Genomic DNA, 16,665 nt, shown 5'->3' on the forward strand with positions numbered 1-16,665 from the left:
CCTCAGCACCGGCGTCGACCGACCCTCGCCCGACGATTTATTTCGACCGCAGCCCTAGGCGGAGCCGTGGCCGACGACTCCTCCGGTCTCGTCCCGACGCTCGGTTCGGCCGGCAGACGGACGTTCGAGTGGCTCCGGTGGATCGTCGGTCGGCTGCTCGCCCCGCTCCGCGTCGGCGACGGCCCCAACGAGTTCCGCCTATCGAGCGTCGAGACCCACACCACCACCCTCGACGGCGACACCGGCTGGGCGTACCGCCCGCCGGCCACGCTCCGGTGTCCGGAGTGTGGGACCGACATCATCCAGGGCGGACCACGGGAACCGATCGACTGTCCCACGTGTGCGGTCGACCTGTCGCCCGAGCGGTTCGCCGACCTCGAACTCCTCGCCCTCCGCTGTCCGCTCTGTCGGACGCGGATGCAACACGGTCGACGCCACCCCGAGACGTTCGACGTGCCGGAGTGGGCGACCTGCCCCAACTGCCAGTACCACTGGGAGTTCAAACACTTCTACTGAGGCGGGCGGTGGGTCGGGACTTTTGGGGCCGGCGCGCGTCGGGACGACTCGATGCCCGAGATCGTCCCGACGGTGCTGGCGGTGCTGATCGTCGTCCTGTTCGGCGTCGCGCTGTCGCTCATGACCGTGGGCCGGCTCGACGTCGCCGGGGTGACCTTTCTGAGCGCCAGCCTGCTGATCTACCTCCGGGAACGGTGGCTCGGGCGCGGGCCCGCGTCGTGACTCATACGGAGTAATGTGACTGCGTACCGTGGTTCGCCAGGACAGTCCGGCGAACCACCGGTGCTGACTTACGAGTGTCAGTCGTTCATCCGTTCGCGGACGGTGACCACCGGAACCTCGGCGGTCCGGACCACCTTCTCGGCCGTGCTACCGAGCAGCGCCCGGAACCGCCCCCGGTAGGCGGTGCCGAGGACGACGGCGCTCACGCCCTCGTCCTTGGCGTAGTCGACGATCTCCTCGCCCGGCGAGCCGGTCCGGATCACCGTCACGCAGTCCAGGCCCGTCTCGCTCGCCATCTCGCAGACCTCCGTCGTGACCTCCTCGCCGTACTCCCGGTACCGTTCGCGCATCTCGTCCTCGTCGTCCCGGAGATACACCGTCCGTGGCGCTCCCGGGAGGTCGACGACGTAGAGCGCGTGGACCGTCGCCCCACAGGTCGCCGCGAGCTCGATGCCGTGCTCGGCCCCCTTCCGTGCCTCGTCGCTCCCGTCGAACGGGATCAGAATGGTTTCGTACATCTGTCTTCCTTCCTTACCAGTCGTTCTCCTGACGGGAGCAAATAACTTGGGGGCCGTCACTCGGCACCCTCGCGGGCGTCGTCGCCGTCGAATAGTCCCGAGAGGCCGTCCCCGTCGGCCTCCTCGTCGCCGAGGACGGCCCGGCCGAGCAGTCGGCCTCCGATGACCGCCGGGCTGACGACCGCGTCGGCGCCGACGGCCTCGAGTTTGTCGACGTGTCGCTGGTCGCTCGCCGCGGCGACGATCCGCACCCCCGGGGCGGCCTGCCGGGCGGCGACGACCGCCAGGGCGTCCCGGGCGTCGTCGTCGGTGGCGACGACCACGCCCCTGGCGGCGTCGATACGGGCGTCGAGCAGCGGTCCCTCGTCGGTCGGGTCGGCGGTCAGGACGTTCACCTCCCGCTCGTCGAGGGCGCTCGCCCGGTCGGCGTCGGGGGTCACGACGACCACGTCCGTCGTCGCCGCGAGTTCGTCGAGAAGCGGTTCCGTCAGGTCGCCGTGGCCGAGGACCAGCACGTGATCCTCGAGCAGTGTGAGTTCCGAGGCGGTCATGGTTCCGAAGGCACTGGAGATCCGCGATTCGAGCGCCGGGATGAGCAGCGATCCCGTGGCGACGGTGAACGCCCCCGTCCCGAGGACGATCACCGAGAGCGTGAACAGCTTGGTCACCTGAGTCGTCGGCGTCGCGTCGCCGTAGCCGACGGTGGTCCCCGTGACGATGATGTAGTAGAAGGCGTCGGTCAGGCTCCGGACGCCGGCGAAATGTTCGCGCATCGCGTAGGTGCCGACGGTGCCGTACACCTGCACCGCGACGAAGGAAAGCAGGGCGACCGTCTGGAACGGGGTGAGGTCCAGCGCCCGATCGAACCCGCTCCGGTTCGCCGCCACCAGCGGGAGGCCGACCGCCGCCGCGACGAACGGCGCGAGGTCGGTCGCGTCCCCCGTCACCAACGGCACCGCGAGGAGGGCCGGATACAGGACGAGTGCCCCGTCCCACGCCAGTCGGTAGCCGGCGCGCAACCCCGCCGCGACGACGATCAGCAGGAAGGCGAGGAAGACGCTCGCGAGCGGCAGGATCGCCGCCACCCCGGGCGGGAGGAACGCCGCCAGCGGCCCGGTCGGGGCGACCGACCCTTGACTGAGACGCGAGAGGCCGGCGACGAACGCCAGGGTGGCGGCCGCCCCCGTCACCAACACCGCGGTCCGTGCCCCGGAGAACGCCCGCCAGTAGACCAGCGGCACCCGGTCCGGCCGGTGAAAGAGTTCCTCGAGCGCCGTGTCGGTCGACGGGTCCGGGGGATCGGCGGCCACGACCGACCCATTCGTGACGGCGAACCAAAAAGTGTGAGTCGACGACACGCATATGAGCCCGGCCGCCGACGTGTGTGACATGGCGACACAGGGAGCGAGCGGCGTCGAGCGCCTCGTGCGCGCGGCGCTCCTGCCCGTCTGCGTGGCCGCCGGGGTCGTCGTCGTCTCGGGGTTTTTCTTCCCCTGGATCGTCGGCGGCGTCGTGAGCGGCCGGGGGTGGCTCGTCGTCTCCCTGCTCTTTTTCGGCTCCGGACTGGCCTACCTGGCCCTCCTCCCGCTCGACGACCCCGCCGCCGACGCCGACGGCCGGCCGGGCGCACCCTACCTCCTCCGGGTGCGACACGTCGCCTGGCGCAACTGGGCGAGCGGCTTCCTCGCCCGACAGGACCCGATCACGTTCGGCGTCCCGGTGCTGGTCTTCGCGGCCTTCTTCGCCGTTCGGCTCGCCGCCCCGACGGCGACGACGGCGGCCGTCACCGCCGCCGGCGACGTACTGTTCGGCGAGTTCGCCCCGCTTTTCGTCGTGGCGACGTTCCTGGCCGTCTGCTACGCGTTCTTCCTCTTGGTCGGCCCGTGGGGCGCGATCAAACTCGGGGGACCCGACGCGGAGCCGACCTACACCTACCCGACGTACTTCGCGATGGTGTTCACCGCCGGCATCGCCGCCGGCATCGTCTTCTGGGGGCCGGCCGAGTCGCTCTTTCACTACGGGTCGCCACCGCCGGCCGCGGACGTCGCCCCCCGTTCCGACGCCGCCGTCGTCGTCGCCCTGAGTTACGCGTTCTTTCACTGGGGCGTCTCCGCCTGGAGCGCCTACCTCGTGCTCGGCGTGCCCATCGCGTACTTCACGTACCGCCACGGCGCCCCTCTGCGGGTCTCGACGGTGCTGGCGCCGTTCCTCGGCGTCGACGGCCTCGACGGCTACGCCGCGCGGACCGTCGACGTGCTCGCCGTCTTCGCCACCATCGGCGGCGTCGCCACCTCCGTCGCCATCGTCGGCCGGCAGTTCCTCGCCGGCGTCGGCTTCCAGTGGGGGGTCGGCTTCGGCGGCGTCGGCGCCCTCCTCTTCGTCGCCGGCCTCGTCGTCATCTACGGGGTCTCCGCCGAGAGCGGCGTCCAGCGCGGCATCCGGCGCATCGCCGGCGTCAACCTCCTCCTGTTCGTGCTCTTCGCGGCGCTCCTGCTCGCCGTCGGTCCCCGCGGGTTCGTCCTCGATACCGGGACCGCGGCCCTCGGGCGGTACGCGGCCGATTTCGTCCCGATGAGCCTCCGGGGCGGCGGGGAGTGGGCCGCCGAGTGGACGGTCTGGAACTGGTCGTGGTGGTTCTCCTGGGCGCCCTTCGCCGGCCTCTTTCTCGCCGCGCTCTCGAAGGGGCGACGGGTGCGGACCGTCGTGTTCACCGGCGTCGTCGCCACCTCGGCGGCCTCCGTCTGCTGGCACCTCCTGCTCGGCGGGACGGCCCTCGGGCTCCAGCACTCGGGGCGGGTCGACGCGCTCGGCGCCGTCGCGACGAACGCCGGTGCCGAGGCCGTCGTCGCCTTCCCGGTCTTCGCCGCCCTCCCGCTCAGCCGTCTCCTCATGTTCCTGTTTCTCGCGCTCATCGTCGTCTTCATCGTCACCTCGGCGGACACGTCGACGCTCGTCGTCTCCATCCTGGCGACCGAGCGGGGACACGCCCCCACGACCGGCAGCATCGTCTTCTGGGGGGTGCTCCAGGGCTGTGTCGCCGGCGCCGTGTTGCTGGTCGGCGGCGGCGAGTCGCTACAGACCGCGGCGGTGGCGACCGGCGGCCCCTTCGCCCTCCTCTCCGTGCTCTCCCTCGTGGGGCTGACCCGGACCTTCCGCCGACACGAGCGGGGGCATCCGACACTCCTCAACCGGGCGGCCGTCGCCCTCGTGGCGACGCCCCTCGGGCGGTTCGTGCCGTTCGACCGGGAGAACTAGCGCGACCGCTCGACCGGCCGAAGATCGGTCGGCCCCTTGTCGAAACCGAGCCAGACGCTCAACAGCGACGCGACGACGAGCAGATACGGGGGGTAGAGTGCGACGGCGACGTAGACTGCCGTCGTCGGCGTGAGGGATCCGGACCGATAGAGCCAGCCCAGGACGACGAGGCCGAGGACGCCTCCGGCGAGGACGCCGAGTCGGAAGGCGCTCCGTGCGGCCGGGCCGGGTGCGGGCGTCGGGTCGGGATCCACCGACATCGATGGCTCGACTACGCGTGCGCACCGGTTAAGCCGACCGATTCCGAGTGGCCGTCTCCCGTCGGGACGGCGTCACTGCGTGGCGATTTCGGGTGACTCCAGGGAGACGGTGTCGAACCTCGACCGGAGGCACTCGGCCTCCTCGGGGAGCGCCGCCGCGACGACGTAGCGGGCGTGTTCGTCGAAGAACTCGAGCAGCCCGCGGATGCGCTCGGCGTCGAGCATCTCGATGGCGTCGACGACCACGATCGGTACCGTCGCCGACACGTCGTGGACGAGGTAGCCCGACAGGGCGATGACCAGGCCGACCACCTCGCGTTCACTCTTGCTCAGGGTGTCGACCGCGGCGCGGTAGACGGCGCCGTCGTCGGTCGTCCGCACCACCTGCAGGTCGAAGACCGTCCCGCCGTCCACGTGCCGACGGTCGATCCAGACCCGCTCGATGCCGTCGTAGTCGAGGCGGTCGAGCACGCGCTCCATGCACTCGTTGACCGTCTCGACGGCCTCGCGCTCGATCCGGTCGATCCGGTCGCGGAGGTCGTCGAGGCGGTCGTCGACGTCCGCCCGTTCCTCGCGGAGCGAGTCGGCCTCCGTCGCGGCCGCCTCCGCGGCCTCGATTTCGTCCCCGACCGCCGCGAGTTCGCGTTCGAGACGGCCCCGCTCGTACTCCAAGTCGCTCACCTCGCGGTGGCGCTCCAGCAGGTCGTCGTCGGCCTCGGCCTCGTCGAGGTCCGCCTCCAGGTCGCGGATCCGCTCCTCGGCGGCGTCGATCCGCTCCTCGAGGTCCGAGATCGTCCGTTCGCGGTCCTCGATCTCCCGTTCGAGGCGTCGCCGCCGATCCTCGAGGTCCGACCGCTCCTCGAGGCGGGTTTCGAGGTCCGACCGCCGCTGCCGGCACTCCTCGATGCGCGCCTCGACGCTCGATCGCTCCTCCCGTTTCGCCCGGAGGATGGCCTGGACGGCCTCCACCTGCTCGCGGACGTCGGCCCGCTCGACCGACTGGCCGCAGGTCCAGCAGGTGATCGACTCCGCGGCCGGGTCGAGTCGGTCGACGACCTCGCCCTCGTCGAACCCCTCGGGCAGCCGGCTATCGGCGAGGAGCGCCTGGTTCACCTCGACGATCGGCCGCAGGGCGTCGATCGTCTCGTCGAGGCGTCCCTTACGCTCCCGGAGCGCGGAGAGGTCGTCGTCCACGGCGTCGAGCCGCGATCGGACGCTCTCGCCGCCGAGATCGGCGTCCAGCGCCGACAGCTCCGCCTCGACGGCGTCGAGATCGTCGCGGAGCGACTCGACGGCGCGTCGCTTGGTGTCCCGGCGGTCGCGGAGGCGCTCTCGTTCCGCGCGGGTGTCGTCGAGGGAATCGAGGAGGTCCTGCGTCGCCTCGGCGGCCGCCCGGTAGTCCGTCTCCGCGAGCGCCGCCCGTTTCGATTCGAGCCGGTCGCTCACCTCGTCGCGTCGCTCCCGCAGTCGGCGCGCACGGACCTCCAGTTCCGGGATTGCGTCGGCTCGCTCGTCGAGGTCCGCGATCCGTTCGTCCAGTTTTGCCCGTCGCTCCCGCAGTCGGTCGATCTCGGCGTCGATCGCCTCGGTGTCGGCCGGGCGCATGAGCAGTTCGTGGAGGTCGCCGCCGTCGACGACGGCCCGCCGAACGGGGTTGTCCTCGTCGAGGCGGACGAAGCAGTCGACGAGCGTCGCGTCCGTCGTGTAGGGGGTGGCGTCCTTGACGAGGGTTCGGCCGGCCGCGTCGTCGTCCGCGCTCCCTTCCTGGCGGCCGAGTTCGACCGCGTAGTGCTCGCCGTCGAGGTCGAGCGTCACCGATCCGGTCTCGGCGCCGCCCCGGAGCGGCGGCGGCGAGCCGCCGAGGACGGCCCCCAGGCTCCCCAGCAGCGACGACTTGTTCGACGCGTTCTCCCCCGCGACGACCGTGATGCCGGGCTCGAACGTCACCGACGCCCGCTCGATGCCGCCGACGTTCCGGACGCTGACCGTCATCCGCTCGTCAGCCGCGTTCGACTCGTCGACCGTCATTGTGGTGGACCCCGACGTCTCCCGTCGAGTGTATCCGTCGTACGACGGGGCTGGCCTATTACGTTTGTGCCTGACTGCCGCCGGCGCCGGGGCGGGATCAGCCGTCGCGACACGCACACCCGCCGCGTTCGAGCAGGCGGAGGAGGCGGTACTCCTCGCCGCAGGTCGTACACGTCACGCGTGCGTCGACCGACACCGACAGTTCCCCGGCCTCCAGGGCGGCCGTCTCGGACAGCCGCGAGAGCTCCCGCTCGGTGACCGCCTCCGCCCGGCCGAACAGCCCGTAGACGGTGTCGGTGACGGTGCGCTCGTCGACCGACTCCGCCTCCCGGCCGGTGTCCACGTCCGCACACTCCCGGAGGTGCGTGCGGACGGTGCCGTAGGTGACGAAGTCCTCGCGGAGGCGCTCCACGTCGACGCCGGCGCGCGTCAGTCGGTCCCGAGCCTCCGTGCGCGCCGCGTCGCTCACGTCGTCGCCGGTCAACAGCCGGTAGACGTTCGCCGCCTCGTCGTCCAGGAGTTCCATCCCGGCCGCCCGCATCGCCGCCGCGAGCACCTCGCGGTTGAAGAAGCGTTCGAGGTCACGGAGGCTGTCGCCGCCCGTCCGCCGTCTACGGACCAACCGCTCGGGCAGCGTCGACAGTCCCCGACTGGCACAGACGTCGTCGATCTTGCAGCCGCCGTCGTCCCCGTCGCCCTCGGCCATCGTCGGGAGGGGTACGCGAGTCGCCCGGATAAGTTCCGCGCCGCGACCGAGCCAAGGCTTAACCCCACCGTGACGAAAGGGGGGACGATGGCGTCGCTCCGCGCTCGCGTCCTCCGACCGTCCGGACCCGAACTCGCGGTGTTCGTCTCCGGGGTCGCCAGCATGGGTCTGGAGATCCTCGCCGGACGGATCGTCGCCCCGCAGTTCGGCTCCAGCATCTACACCTGGGGGAGCATCATCGCCGTCTTCCTCGCCGCGCTCTCGCTCGGCTATCACCTCGGCGGACGGCGGGCGGCCGATCGCGCCACCGACGAGCGCCTCGCGTGGCTCCTCCTGGGAACGGCCGCCTACGTCGCGCTCGTGGTGTTCGCGAGCGACCTCCTGCTGGCGACGGCCGGGGCCGTACCCCTGCCCGGCCGCTTTGCCTCCCTGCCCGCCGTGGCGCTCCTGTTCGGGCCGCCGACGTACCTGCTGGGGTTCATCAGCCCCTACGCCGCCGAACTCTCCGAGACGGAGGGCGTGGGGGCGGCGTCGGGTCACGTCTACGCCGTCGGCACCGTCGGCAGCATCGTCGGCGCTTTCGGGACGACGTTCGTCCTGATCCCCGCGCTCGGGGTGGAGGCCATCGGCGTCGGCTTCGGGCTGTTGCTCGTCGCGACGGCGCTGTGGCTCACCTGGCGGGGCGGCCGACGGGAGCCGACCGTCGCGAGCGTCGTCGTCGCCCTGCTGGTCGTCGGCGCCGGCTTCAGCGGCACGCTGGGCGTCTCGCCCGGCGGGCCCGTCCTCCACCAGACACAGACGCCCTACCAGGAACTCGAGGTCACCCAACTCGGCGACGTGCGGACGCTGTACCTCGACGGCCAGCCCCACAGCGCGATGGACGTCTCCGATCCCGACCGCCACGTCTTCGATTACACACGCTACTTCCATCTCCCCATGCTCATGACCGAGGACGTCGACCGGGTGCTGTTCGTCGGCGGCGGCGGGTTCACCGGCCCCAAGCACTTCGCCGAGGCGTACGACGTCACCGTCGACGTGGCCGAGATCGACCCGGCGGTGATCGGGGCCGCGAAACGCTACTTCGACCTCGAGGAGTCCGAGCGACTGAACGTCCACAACACGGGCGGTCGACAGTTCCTCCGGGAGACGGACCACACCTACGATCTGATCGTCCTCGACGCCTACAAGAAGGACAAGGTCCCCTTCCAGTTGACCACCGTCGAGTTCATGCGCCTCGCCGAGTCGCGACTCGACGACGACGGCGTCCTCTTCGCCAACCTGATCTCCGCCCCCAGCGGCCCGGCCTCGAAGTTCTACCGCGCGGAGTACAAGACGATGGCGCGGGTCTACCCGCAGGTGTACACCTTCCCCACGGCGGAGGGGAGCGCCGTCCAGAACGTGGAGGTCGTCGCCACGAAGTCGGACGAACGGCTCACCGAGGATGCGCTACGGCGGCGAAACGACCGGCGGGAGATCGGGATCGACCTCCGCCGGGAGATCGGATACTACCGGCCGCCGCCGCCGACCGACGACGTGCCAGTCCTCCGGGACGACCGGGCGCCGGTCGACGCCCTCCTCGACCCGATGGTCGGCCGTCGGTACGTGGTCCAGCGAACCGCCGAGAACGGGACGGAAGCGCCGGCACGTCGCCGGCGCGGCCGCTCGCCGGTTGGCGTCTGATACGGATTATTGTAACCGTTTACCGGCGGTTCGCCGGGCTGTCCAGGCGAACCATCGGTACTGGCTTACAATAAACAGTATGAGGGAATACGGACGTGATCGTCACCGCGAGGTGACGGCCTCGTCGTGTTTAAACCCGAACGACGTTCGTCGCGCGGGGGCCCTTGGGGGCCTGTTCGATGTCGAATTCGATCTCGGTCCCCTCGGTCAGATCCTCACCGCCGACGTCCTCCATGTGGAAGAAAACGTCCTCGTCAGCATCCTCAGTATCGATGAAACCGTAGCCGCCAGTGTCGTTGAAGAAATCAACCTTACCGTTTGCCATTGCGTCTACGACGAGCCCGGGTGTACTGTTAAGCGTTCCGCATTCGTCCGTGAAACGGCCGTCGGATCGTTCGAATATGCGAAAATGAACCGTCACATCGAACGAACGACGTTTCGGAACTTCGAACCGTATTCGTCGCCCGTAGCGTCGAACCCGGGCGTCGAAACCACGTTTTCGTCGGTTTCGTGTGACGATCGATCCGTCGACGGTCGGCGCTACGTCCGGATCTCGATTTCGGTCCCTTGGGTCGCCTCGGCCATCACCGGCAACCGGACTTCGAGGATGCCGTTGGTGTACTGCGCCGTGATCTCCTCGTCGTCGACCGTCTTCGGGAAGCGGAACCGGCGGTGATACGTCCTGCGCTCCCCGCGTTGCTCGTCCGCGTGTTCGGCGGCGACGTTGAGGACGGGGTCGTCCCAAGAGACGGTGATCTCCGCGGGATCGAAGCCCGGCATCTCGACGCTCAGGACGAACTCGTCGTCCTCCTCGTACAGTTCGTAGTCGTTGCGACCCGTCTCGAACAGTCGGCTCGGGAAGTCGGTGCTCTGGAGCCAGGAGTTCGCTGGACTGGTCGGGAGGGACATGGGTGGTCACCTCGCGTCCAGTAGGACGTTGTTTGTGGTTCGTAATAAATCTTGGTATAAAGAGAACTTCGAGGAAGTTTCTGAATGGCTGTCGAAGTTCGGTGGAAAGCGTAGAAGCCGCGTTCGGTCGTCTGTTTCCGAACATCCGTGACATCATATCACATTATAAAATTCTCGTATAGTTTATTTTGGGCGGAACTCGGGCAGCAAAATGGGACGGCCTCGGCACTCACGAGTCAGGATCTATCCATAGTGGATGTGTTTAGCACGGCTATAGAGCCCGTTCGTTCCGTTACTGTTCGTCCAGCATCTGGATGCCTTGCTCCACGATCGCCTCGGTCACGAACAGGCTCGTCTCACGTTGGAGTGCCCGCATGAGTGCCGCCGCCTCGTCTCTATCTAGTAATTCCCGAGCGTAACCGAGCGCGATGACGCCGATAGAGCCGTGCACTTCGATGCCCGCGTCGGATGCTGCCTCTCTGGCAGCGAGGTCGTCGGTTAGGAGAACGACTCCCCGCTCTTCAGCGACCGCAATCGCGGCGCGTTCTCCGGCGTCCAGTTTTTCAGTTACGACGCGGCTTTCATCGGCTTCGATGAGTTCGTATGAGAGGTCGGCCAACCCGTCGGGAACACCACCGGCCTCGACTTCCTTGGAAACCGTCTCTGGAACGAGGAGTGTATCAAACGTGGCGAACAGTTCGAGCGAATCGATTTCGGCGAGGTGAATGAGCGGTCCTGTATCAGAGACAGCCGCAAGCGTCACGCGTTCAAACCCCAGTCGACATCTTCCTCAACAACCTCACGCTCTCGCTCCGCTCGCTCGACTTTCGTCCGACCGACACGTTCGATTGTTTCCCCGCGGTCGAGTTCGCCGTCGAGGTACTGTGCGAGCACGAGGTCCTCCCACAGGTCTTCGAGACCGCGTTCGAGTGCCCGCTCGAGTACTTCGGACTCCGGAAGACCGCGGGCTTCAGCGATCTCTCGAACCCGGTCGGTGATCTCGGCGGCCATACCGTATGATTGCTCGGCAATGTTCTTAAATCCGTGTCTGCCTGCCCGACGACAATCTGACCGGGCCTATGTCTACCGTGGCCACAACCAGATACCCTTAGGCACTGAGTCTACCGTCAAAAATGGCGGCCTCGGTACTCATAGGGCTCGTCGTCGTCGGGTGCCACCCCGACTCGGAGTGGTGCGCTCGTCATCGGCCGGTGGACCGTCCGGGGTGGAGGCCCAAACGGGTTTCCCTCCGACGCCGCCGTGGGGCCTCGTCGCCCGGACGGGGTGGCGACATCACTCGATCCGGTCGCGGGCGCCGGCCACCAGAAGCGGGAGGGTAATCGTGGCATCGCCGAGGACGGTGACGTTCTTCGCCGACTTCTCCAGCTTCCCCCAGGACCGCGCTTCGTCGAGGGTCGCCCCCGAGAGGCCGCCGGTCGAGGCGGGGTCGGTGGTGAGCTGGACGCCGTAGTCGTAGGCCTCGGGCACCGTGAGCATCGTCTGGAGGACGAAGTTCTTCGGGACGCCGCCGCCGACGACCGTCGCCCCCGTCTTCTCGGCGTCGAAGGCCACGTCGGTGACGTTCGTCATGTCCGCGAGGGCATCGAGCGTGAACGACGACACCTGCGAGTGCATCCACGCCTGGATCCCCAGTACGGAGTCCTGGATCGCCGGCACGAACACGGGGACGTCGTGTTCGTAGGCCGCGGCGGCGATGCCTGCGTCCTCGGCCACGTCCTCGCGTTCGTTGACCTCGCTGTTCGCGCGGCCGAGTTCCCGCGTGAACTCGCTGATGGCGACGGTACCGTCGAACTCCGGGAAGACGTGCTCGCGGAGGTGGGTTTCGAACAGCGTGAAATGCTCCTGGGGGAGGTAGACGTTGTAGATGCGGTCGACCCCCTCGTCGCGGAGCTGCTCGTCGTGTTCGCGCTCCGCGCCCTCGGGGCCGGTCCGGCCGTGGTGGTGTTTCCCGCCGACGGCCTCGATGCTGTCGTGGGTGAGGTTGGCGCCCGTCGTCACCAGCGCGTCGATGTGGCCGTCGCGGATCAGCTCCGTCACCACCGACCGCATCCCGCCGGGCACCATCGCGCCCGCGAGGCCGAAGAAGTTGGTCACGTCGTCTCGGCCCAGCATCTCGGCGTAGACGTCGACCGCCCGGCTCATGTCCGCCGCGCCGATGCCCGCCTTGCCGTACTCCGTCGCGAGGTCGCCGACCGTCATTCCCGCCCACACCTCGGCGTGACCGAGCGGGTCCTCGTGGAACTCCTCGCGGGGTACCTCGCCGCCCTCGTCGCCGTCGTCGTCGGTCATGTCCGGGCCTCCGCGTCCGAGCGGTTTCAACGGTCCGATCCCGCGCGCCGCTCAGAGCCCCGTCGGATGCTCGACGTACGTCGTCTCGATGCCCCACTCCTCGAGCAGGTCACCGACCCGCCGGACGCCGAACGTCTCGGTGGCGTAGTGGCCCGCGAGGAAGACGTTGACCCCGCGGTCCCGGGCCTCGTGGTACGCGGCCTGTTTGCCCTCACCCGTCACGAGGGCGTCGAGGCCGGCGGCGGCGGCCGCTTCGATCCAGTCCACGCCGCTCCCGGTGACGATGCCGACCTCCCGAATCTCGTCGGGACCGAAATCGAGTACCTGCGTCTCGGTGTCGAGTTCCCGGTCCAGACGGGCGGCCAGGTCGTCGACGGCGTAGGGCTCAGCCGCCGTCCCGCGGGTGCCGACGACCTCCGGACCGTACGCCCCGAACGGCTCGCGGTCCCGGAGTCCGAGGACGTCGGCGACGCCGGCGGCGTTGCCCAGTTCCTGGTGCCCATCCAGCGGTAGGTGGGAGACGTACAGCGCCACGTCCTCGCGAACGAGCGGCGCCACCCGATCGTAGTGGAGGTCGGTGAGTCGGTCGAAGCCGTCCCAGGCGAGGCCGTGATGGACGAGAAGGACGTCGGCGTCGCGCTCGATCGCTTCGTGGATCGTCGCCCCGGCAGCGTCGACGGCGAGGGCGACGCGCTCTACGTCGCCCTCCCGGTGGCCCACCTGCAACCCGTTCGCGCTCGCGTCGAGGTCGGCGTAGTCGTCGGTGCGTAGTTCCTCGTCGAGTCGGTCGGCGAACTCGCTGCGGTCCATACCGGCCCGTCGGCCGGCGGGGATTTGTAGGCTACGGGCCGGCGTGCGCGAAGACGAAATCGCGGAGGAGCGCGCCGGCGAGGGTCGCGGCCTGCCCGTCGTCGCGGTCGTTCACCTCGACGGCGTCGACGCCGGCCGCGTCGGGGGCGACCGCCCGGACGACGTCTCGGATCTCACGGGCGGACAGCCCGCCCGGTTCCATCGTTCCGGTGCCCGGCGCGACCGCCGGATCGGCGGCGTCGACGTCGACACTGAGGTAGGTCGTCGCCGCGTCGAGGTCGACCGCCGCGGCCATGGCCTCGCGGACGGCGTCGGCCCCCCGCTCGGCCACCGTCTCGGGTGGGAGGACGGTCACGTCGTCCTCGCGTGCCCGCGCCCACTCGGCCTCGCTCCCGGCGCGGGCGCCGACGATCACGGCGTGATCTGCCGTATCGAGCGCCCGGCGGGTCACGCAGGCGTGGCTCCAGGGGTCGCCGTCGAACGACTCCCGGAGGTCGAGGTGGGCGTCGAGACAGACGAAGAGGTCGGGGGCGACCGCTCGGACGCCCGCGACGGTGACGGTGTGTTCCCCGCCCAACAGCACGGGCGTGGCGCCGTCGTCGACGGCGTCCGTCAGTTCGCCCGTGAGGAAGTCGACGTACTCGGCGGCGTCGCTCCAGGCACGGAGGTCGCCGGCGTCGTGGACGCCGAGTTCCGAGAAGTGTCGGTCGGTGTGGTGGTCGTAATCCTCGAACGATTCGGCGAACCGCCGGATCCGATCGGGGCCGAACCGTGCACCCGGCTGGAAGGTCGTCGAGCGATCGAGCGGTGCGCCGACGACGACGTACGCCGCAGCCGCACGGTCGGCGGTCGCACCGGGAAACATCTACACGATCTTCCGCTGACCCTCGTACTCCAGATATTCGATCTCGTCGTCCGGCGAGAGATCCTCGTCCTCGGGGATCCGCATCGTGAACGTCTCGTAGGTGTCGAGGTCCATGATCTGGGCGTCGTCGCCGGAGACGGAGACGACCTGTCCGCCCTTCCGCTCGACGATGGGCACCCACACCTTCGCGTCGACCGGCTGGCTGAGCGATCGCTTCTTGCCGTCGAAGACGCCCGTCCCCTCGATGCGAGCCTTGGCACTCCCGTGTTTCCCCGGTTTGGCCGTACTGTACGCGTTGATCTTACACGGGGAGTCCTCCATCATCACGTAGCTCCCCTCCTGCAGTTCTCGCACCTGTTTTTGCTCTCTCGCCATACGGATCGATAACGGAAGGCGGTGTATAAACGGTTTGGAAAGCTCTGCGCGGCGTATTCGTTACGCCGGCGACGGATCGTTCGTCCCGGCGGCGACCCTCCCCGTCCCGGCGGCGACCCTCCCCGTCCCGGCGGCGACCCTCCCCGTCCCGGCGGCGACGCCCTACTCGTCGCGGCGGCGACGCATCTCCTGTCTGGTGAACTGGGGCCGCGCACGCACGCCGCGTTTCCGCCGCAGCGAACGATAGAGCAGGAGGCCCACGGGGAGGGTGATGACGCCCGCGACGATGGCCGCCTCGGGCGCCTGATTGAACGAGTAGAGGATGGCCGTCGAGAGCACACCGACGGCGGCCAGGATGCTGTAGGCGATGCGCTTCGCGAGTTGATCCAACACGTCGTGCTCGTCGTCGATCTGGATCTGAACGGTGAGGTCGTCCCGTTTGACCCGATCCAGCACGTCGTCGAGTTTCGGCGGGACCGTCACCAGCGAGCGGGCCGTCTCCTCGAGTTGGTCGCCCGCGGACTCCACGGCCTGCCGAACACCCTCCTCGCGGTACCCCTGTTCGGAGAGGTAGTCGGTGGCGACGCTGATGAAGTCGAAGTCGGGGTCGAGGGTGACACAGACGCCCTCGACCACCGTCGCGACCCGCATGATGAGCGCGAAGTTCCGCGGCAGGCGTAGCGGGAACTCGTAGATGGTGTCCTCGACCTGCTGGATGACCTGCTGGACGCGGTACTGCTCGAGGTCCTCGCCGCGCACGTCCGCGATGGCGAGTTCCATCACCTGCCCCATCACCTCGCGGTCGGCGGTGGGACTGAGCGTCCCCATCTCGACCATCGAATCGAGGATGCCGTCGATGTCCTGGTTGGCGACGGCGATGTAGAAGTCGACGATCTTGTCCTGGAAGAACGCGTCCACGGTCCCGCTCATGCCGAAGTCGTAGAAGATGATCGAGCCGTCCTCGGCGACCGACAGGTTGCCCGGGTGCGGGTCGGCGTGGAAGACCCCGTCCTCGATGATCATCTGGAGGTAGATGCGCTGGAGGCTCTCGGCGAGGTCGCTCCGGTCCAGCCCCATCTCGTCGAGGCGGTCGACGTCGTTGATCTTGGTCCCGCTGATGTACTCCATCACGAGGACGCGCTCGCCGGAGAGTTCGTCGACGGCCCCGGGAATGCGGATTCGGTCGTTGCCCTCGAAGTTCTCCCGGATCTCGCCGAGCATCCGACGCTCCCGCGAGTAGTCCATCTCCTCACGGATGGTGTCGGAGAACTCGTCGGCGAGGTTCGACACCGAGAAACTCCGCGCCTCGTCGGTGAACCGGAGGAGAATGGGCAGGAGCCACGCGATGGCCCGGAGGTCCGCCTCCACGAGGTCCTCGACCCCCGGCCGTCGGACCTTGATCGCCACCCGCTCGCCCTCGTAGGTGGCCCGGTAAACCTGCCCGAGGCTGGCACCGCTGATGGCCTCGCGCTCGAAGTCGTCGAACACCTCGTCGACCTCGCCGACGTCGGCTTCGAGGACGGGCCGCGTTTCGGCCCACGGCGCCGGCGGCACGTCGTCCTGGAGGCTGGTCAGGACGTCGATGTACGCCGGCGGGAGGACGTCCGGCCGGGTCGACAGCAGTTGCCCGAGTTTGATGAACGTCGGCCCGAGGGTGAGCAGCGAGTCGAGGAGGCGGTCGGCGCGCTCCCGCTGGGTCTCCGGGTCGACGCTGCGGCGGCCGCCGAACAGGAAGTACTTCCGGCGGTCGCGCCAATACGCGATGATCAGGGGGAAAAACTGGTAGAGGACGCGGACGAAGCGCCAGTACGCGCGGAGGTTGACCAGCGTAACCACCCGGGCTTACGCGTCCTCGATGGGGATGGGCTGCTCCGGCGCGGCCTCGTACTTGGGGAGTCGGAGTTCGAGGATGCCGCGGTCCGTCGACCCCTCGGCGCCCGCGCCCGTCGCGTCCGGCGGGAGGGGCAGCTCCGCGTCGAGGAAGAGCGGCCGGTCCTCGCGGACGTACTCGAAGGACGGGGGGAGATCCTTCTCCCGCCGGGCCTCGATGTGCAGGCGACCCTTCTCGACGCGGACGTCGACGGTGTCCGCGGTGGCCCCCGGCAGGTCGACGACCAGCAGGTAGGCGTCCTCGCTCTCGAGCAGATCCGCGAACACTGCTTCGGGGAGGTCCCGAAGCGCGTCCCGCAGTGCTGACATGGGATGGGGTAA

At 69.0% G+C, this 16,665-nt stretch carries 19 protein-coding genes and 1 pseudogene; 4 read left to right on the plus strand and 16 right to left on the minus strand.

Annotation, left to right across the window (positions count from 1 at the left end; all coding sequences use genetic code 11):
* Nucleotides 1-66: 66 nt before the first annotated feature.
* Both NO364_RS12565 and NO364_RS12570 read left to right on the plus strand, forming a co-directional pair.
* Entirely contained in the window at nucleotides 67-516 is a 450-nt protein-coding gene (locus tag NO364_RS12565; RefSeq protein ID WP_257627688.1) for a hypothetical protein, read from the plus strand.
* Nucleotides 517-567: 51 nt separating this feature from the next.
* Entirely contained in the window at nucleotides 568-738 is a 171-nt protein-coding gene (locus NO364_RS12570) for a hypothetical protein (RefSeq protein ID WP_199243656.1), read from the plus strand.
* 77 nt (nucleotides 739-815) lie between these two features.
* On the opposite strand, the gene NO364_RS12575 is transcribed toward NO364_RS12570, so the two are convergent.
* Together NO364_RS12575 and NO364_RS12580 are read right to left on the minus strand one after the other, a co-directional pair.
* Nucleotides 816-1,256 carry a universal stress protein gene (locus NO364_RS12575; RefSeq protein ID WP_257627689.1) on the minus strand — a complete coding sequence of 147 codons (441 nt, stop codon included), beginning with the start codon at nucleotides 1,254-1,256 and terminating at the stop codon, nucleotides 816-818.
* A gap of 56 nt (nucleotides 1,257-1,312) precedes the next feature.
* Nucleotides 1,313-2,566 carry an NAD-binding protein gene (locus NO364_RS12580; RefSeq protein ID WP_157690506.1) on the minus strand — a complete coding sequence of 418 codons (1,254 nt, stop codon included), beginning with the start codon at nucleotides 2,564-2,566 and terminating at the stop codon, nucleotides 1,313-1,315.
* Between the two features lie 79 nt (nucleotides 2,567-2,645).
* On the opposite strand from NO364_RS12580, the gene NO364_RS12585 reads away from it, so the two are divergent.
* Entirely contained in the window at nucleotides 2,646-4,511 is a 1,866-nt protein-coding gene (locus tag NO364_RS12585) for a BCCT family transporter (RefSeq protein WP_257627690.1), read from the plus strand.
* On the opposite strand, the gene NO364_RS12590 is transcribed toward NO364_RS12585, so the two are convergent.
* From NO364_RS12590 to rdfA, 3 genes are all read right to left on the minus strand, one after another.
* Complete coding sequence (locus NO364_RS12590) at nucleotides 4,508-4,771, minus strand: hypothetical protein (RefSeq protein WP_157690504.1); 264 nt, start codon at nucleotides 4,769-4,771, stop codon at nucleotides 4,508-4,510. The two genes, NO364_RS12585 and NO364_RS12590, sit on opposite strands and share 4 nt — an antisense overlap.
* 72 nt (nucleotides 4,772-4,843) lie before the next feature.
* Nucleotides 4,844-6,799: an archaea-specific SMC-related protein gene (locus NO364_RS12595; RefSeq protein WP_257627691.1), complete on the minus strand. Its 1,956-nt coding sequence runs from the start codon at nucleotides 6,797-6,799 to the stop codon at nucleotides 4,844-4,846.
* Between the two features lie 97 nt (nucleotides 6,800-6,896).
* A complete protein-coding gene (rdfA, locus tag NO364_RS12600; RefSeq protein ID WP_157690501.1) occupies nucleotides 6,897-7,505 on the minus strand; it encodes a rod-determining factor RdfA in 609 nt (202 codons plus the stop codon).
* A gap of 87 nt (nucleotides 7,506-7,592) precedes the next feature.
* Here rdfA and NO364_RS12605 point away from each other — a divergent pair, with 87 nt between their 5' ends.
* Nucleotides 7,593-9,185, plus strand: a complete 1,593-nt coding sequence (locus tag NO364_RS12605; RefSeq protein WP_157690500.1) for a spermidine synthase — start codon at nucleotides 7,593-7,595, stop codon at nucleotides 9,183-9,185.
* A gap of 130 nt (nucleotides 9,186-9,315) precedes the next feature.
* Here NO364_RS12605 and NO364_RS12610 read toward each other — a convergent pair whose 3' ends face one another.
* The 11 genes and pseudogenes from NO364_RS12610 to NO364_RS12655 form a co-directional block, all read right to left on the minus strand.
* Complete coding sequence (locus NO364_RS12610) at nucleotides 9,316-9,510, minus strand: cold-shock protein (RefSeq protein ID WP_157690499.1); 195 nt, start codon at nucleotides 9,508-9,510, stop codon at nucleotides 9,316-9,318.
* A 215-nt stretch (nucleotides 9,511-9,725) separates the two neighbouring features.
* Nucleotides 9,726-10,094, minus strand: a complete 369-nt coding sequence (locus tag NO364_RS12615) for an Hsp20/alpha crystallin family protein (protein ID WP_157690498.1) — start codon at nucleotides 10,092-10,094, stop codon at nucleotides 9,726-9,728.
* Nucleotides 10,095-10,386: 292 nt separating this feature from the next.
* Entirely contained in the window at nucleotides 10,387-10,857 is a 471-nt protein-coding gene (locus NO364_RS12620) for a PIN domain-containing protein (RefSeq protein WP_257627692.1), read from the minus strand.
* Entirely contained in the window at nucleotides 10,854-11,105 is a 252-nt protein-coding gene (locus tag NO364_RS12625) for a hypothetical protein (protein ID WP_257627693.1), read from the minus strand. The genes NO364_RS12620 and NO364_RS12625 overlap by 4 nt, the downstream gene beginning before the upstream one ends.
* Before the next feature lie 282 nt (nucleotides 11,106-11,387).
* Nucleotides 11,388-12,404, minus strand: coding sequence for a deoxyhypusine synthase (locus NO364_RS12630; protein WP_257627694.1), 1,017 nt, complete (start codon nucleotides 12,402-12,404; stop codon nucleotides 11,388-11,390).
* Nucleotides 12,405-12,455: 51 nt separating this feature from the next.
* Nucleotides 12,456-13,214, minus strand: coding sequence for a Nif3-like dinuclear metal center hexameric protein (locus NO364_RS12635; RefSeq protein ID WP_157690494.1), 759 nt, complete (start codon nucleotides 13,212-13,214; stop codon nucleotides 12,456-12,458).
* A 31-nt stretch (nucleotides 13,215-13,245) separates the two neighbouring features.
* Nucleotides 13,246-14,079, minus strand: a complete 834-nt coding sequence (speB, locus tag NO364_RS12640; protein WP_257627695.1) for an agmatinase — start codon at nucleotides 14,077-14,079, stop codon at nucleotides 13,246-13,248.
* Complete coding sequence (locus tag NO364_RS12645; RefSeq protein ID WP_157690492.1) at nucleotides 14,080-14,454, minus strand: translation initiation factor IF-5A; 375 nt, start codon at nucleotides 14,452-14,454, stop codon at nucleotides 14,080-14,082. It lies immediately after the preceding gene.
* A gap of 60 nt (nucleotides 14,455-14,514) precedes the next feature.
* Nucleotides 14,515-14,601: pseudogene (locus NO364_RS18405) on the minus strand (hypothetical protein); the annotation flags it as partial.
* 15 nt (nucleotides 14,602-14,616) lie between these two features.
* Nucleotides 14,617-16,290, minus strand: a complete 1,674-nt coding sequence (locus NO364_RS12650; protein WP_157690491.1) for an ABC1 kinase family protein — start codon at nucleotides 16,288-16,290, stop codon at nucleotides 14,617-14,619.
* Nucleotides 16,291-16,296: 6 nt separating this feature from the next.
* Nucleotides 16,297-16,653 (minus strand): Hsp20/alpha crystallin family protein, encoded by a 357-nt coding sequence (locus NO364_RS12655; RefSeq protein ID WP_157690490.1) that lies wholly within the window; start codon nucleotides 16,651-16,653, stop codon nucleotides 16,297-16,299.
* Nucleotides 16,654-16,665: the final 12 nt, after the last annotated feature.

This window comes from Haloplanus salinarum (assembly GCF_024498175.1).
Classification (GTDB): Archaea; Halobacteriota; Halobacteria; order Halobacteriales; family Haloferacaceae; genus Haloplanus; species Haloplanus salinarum.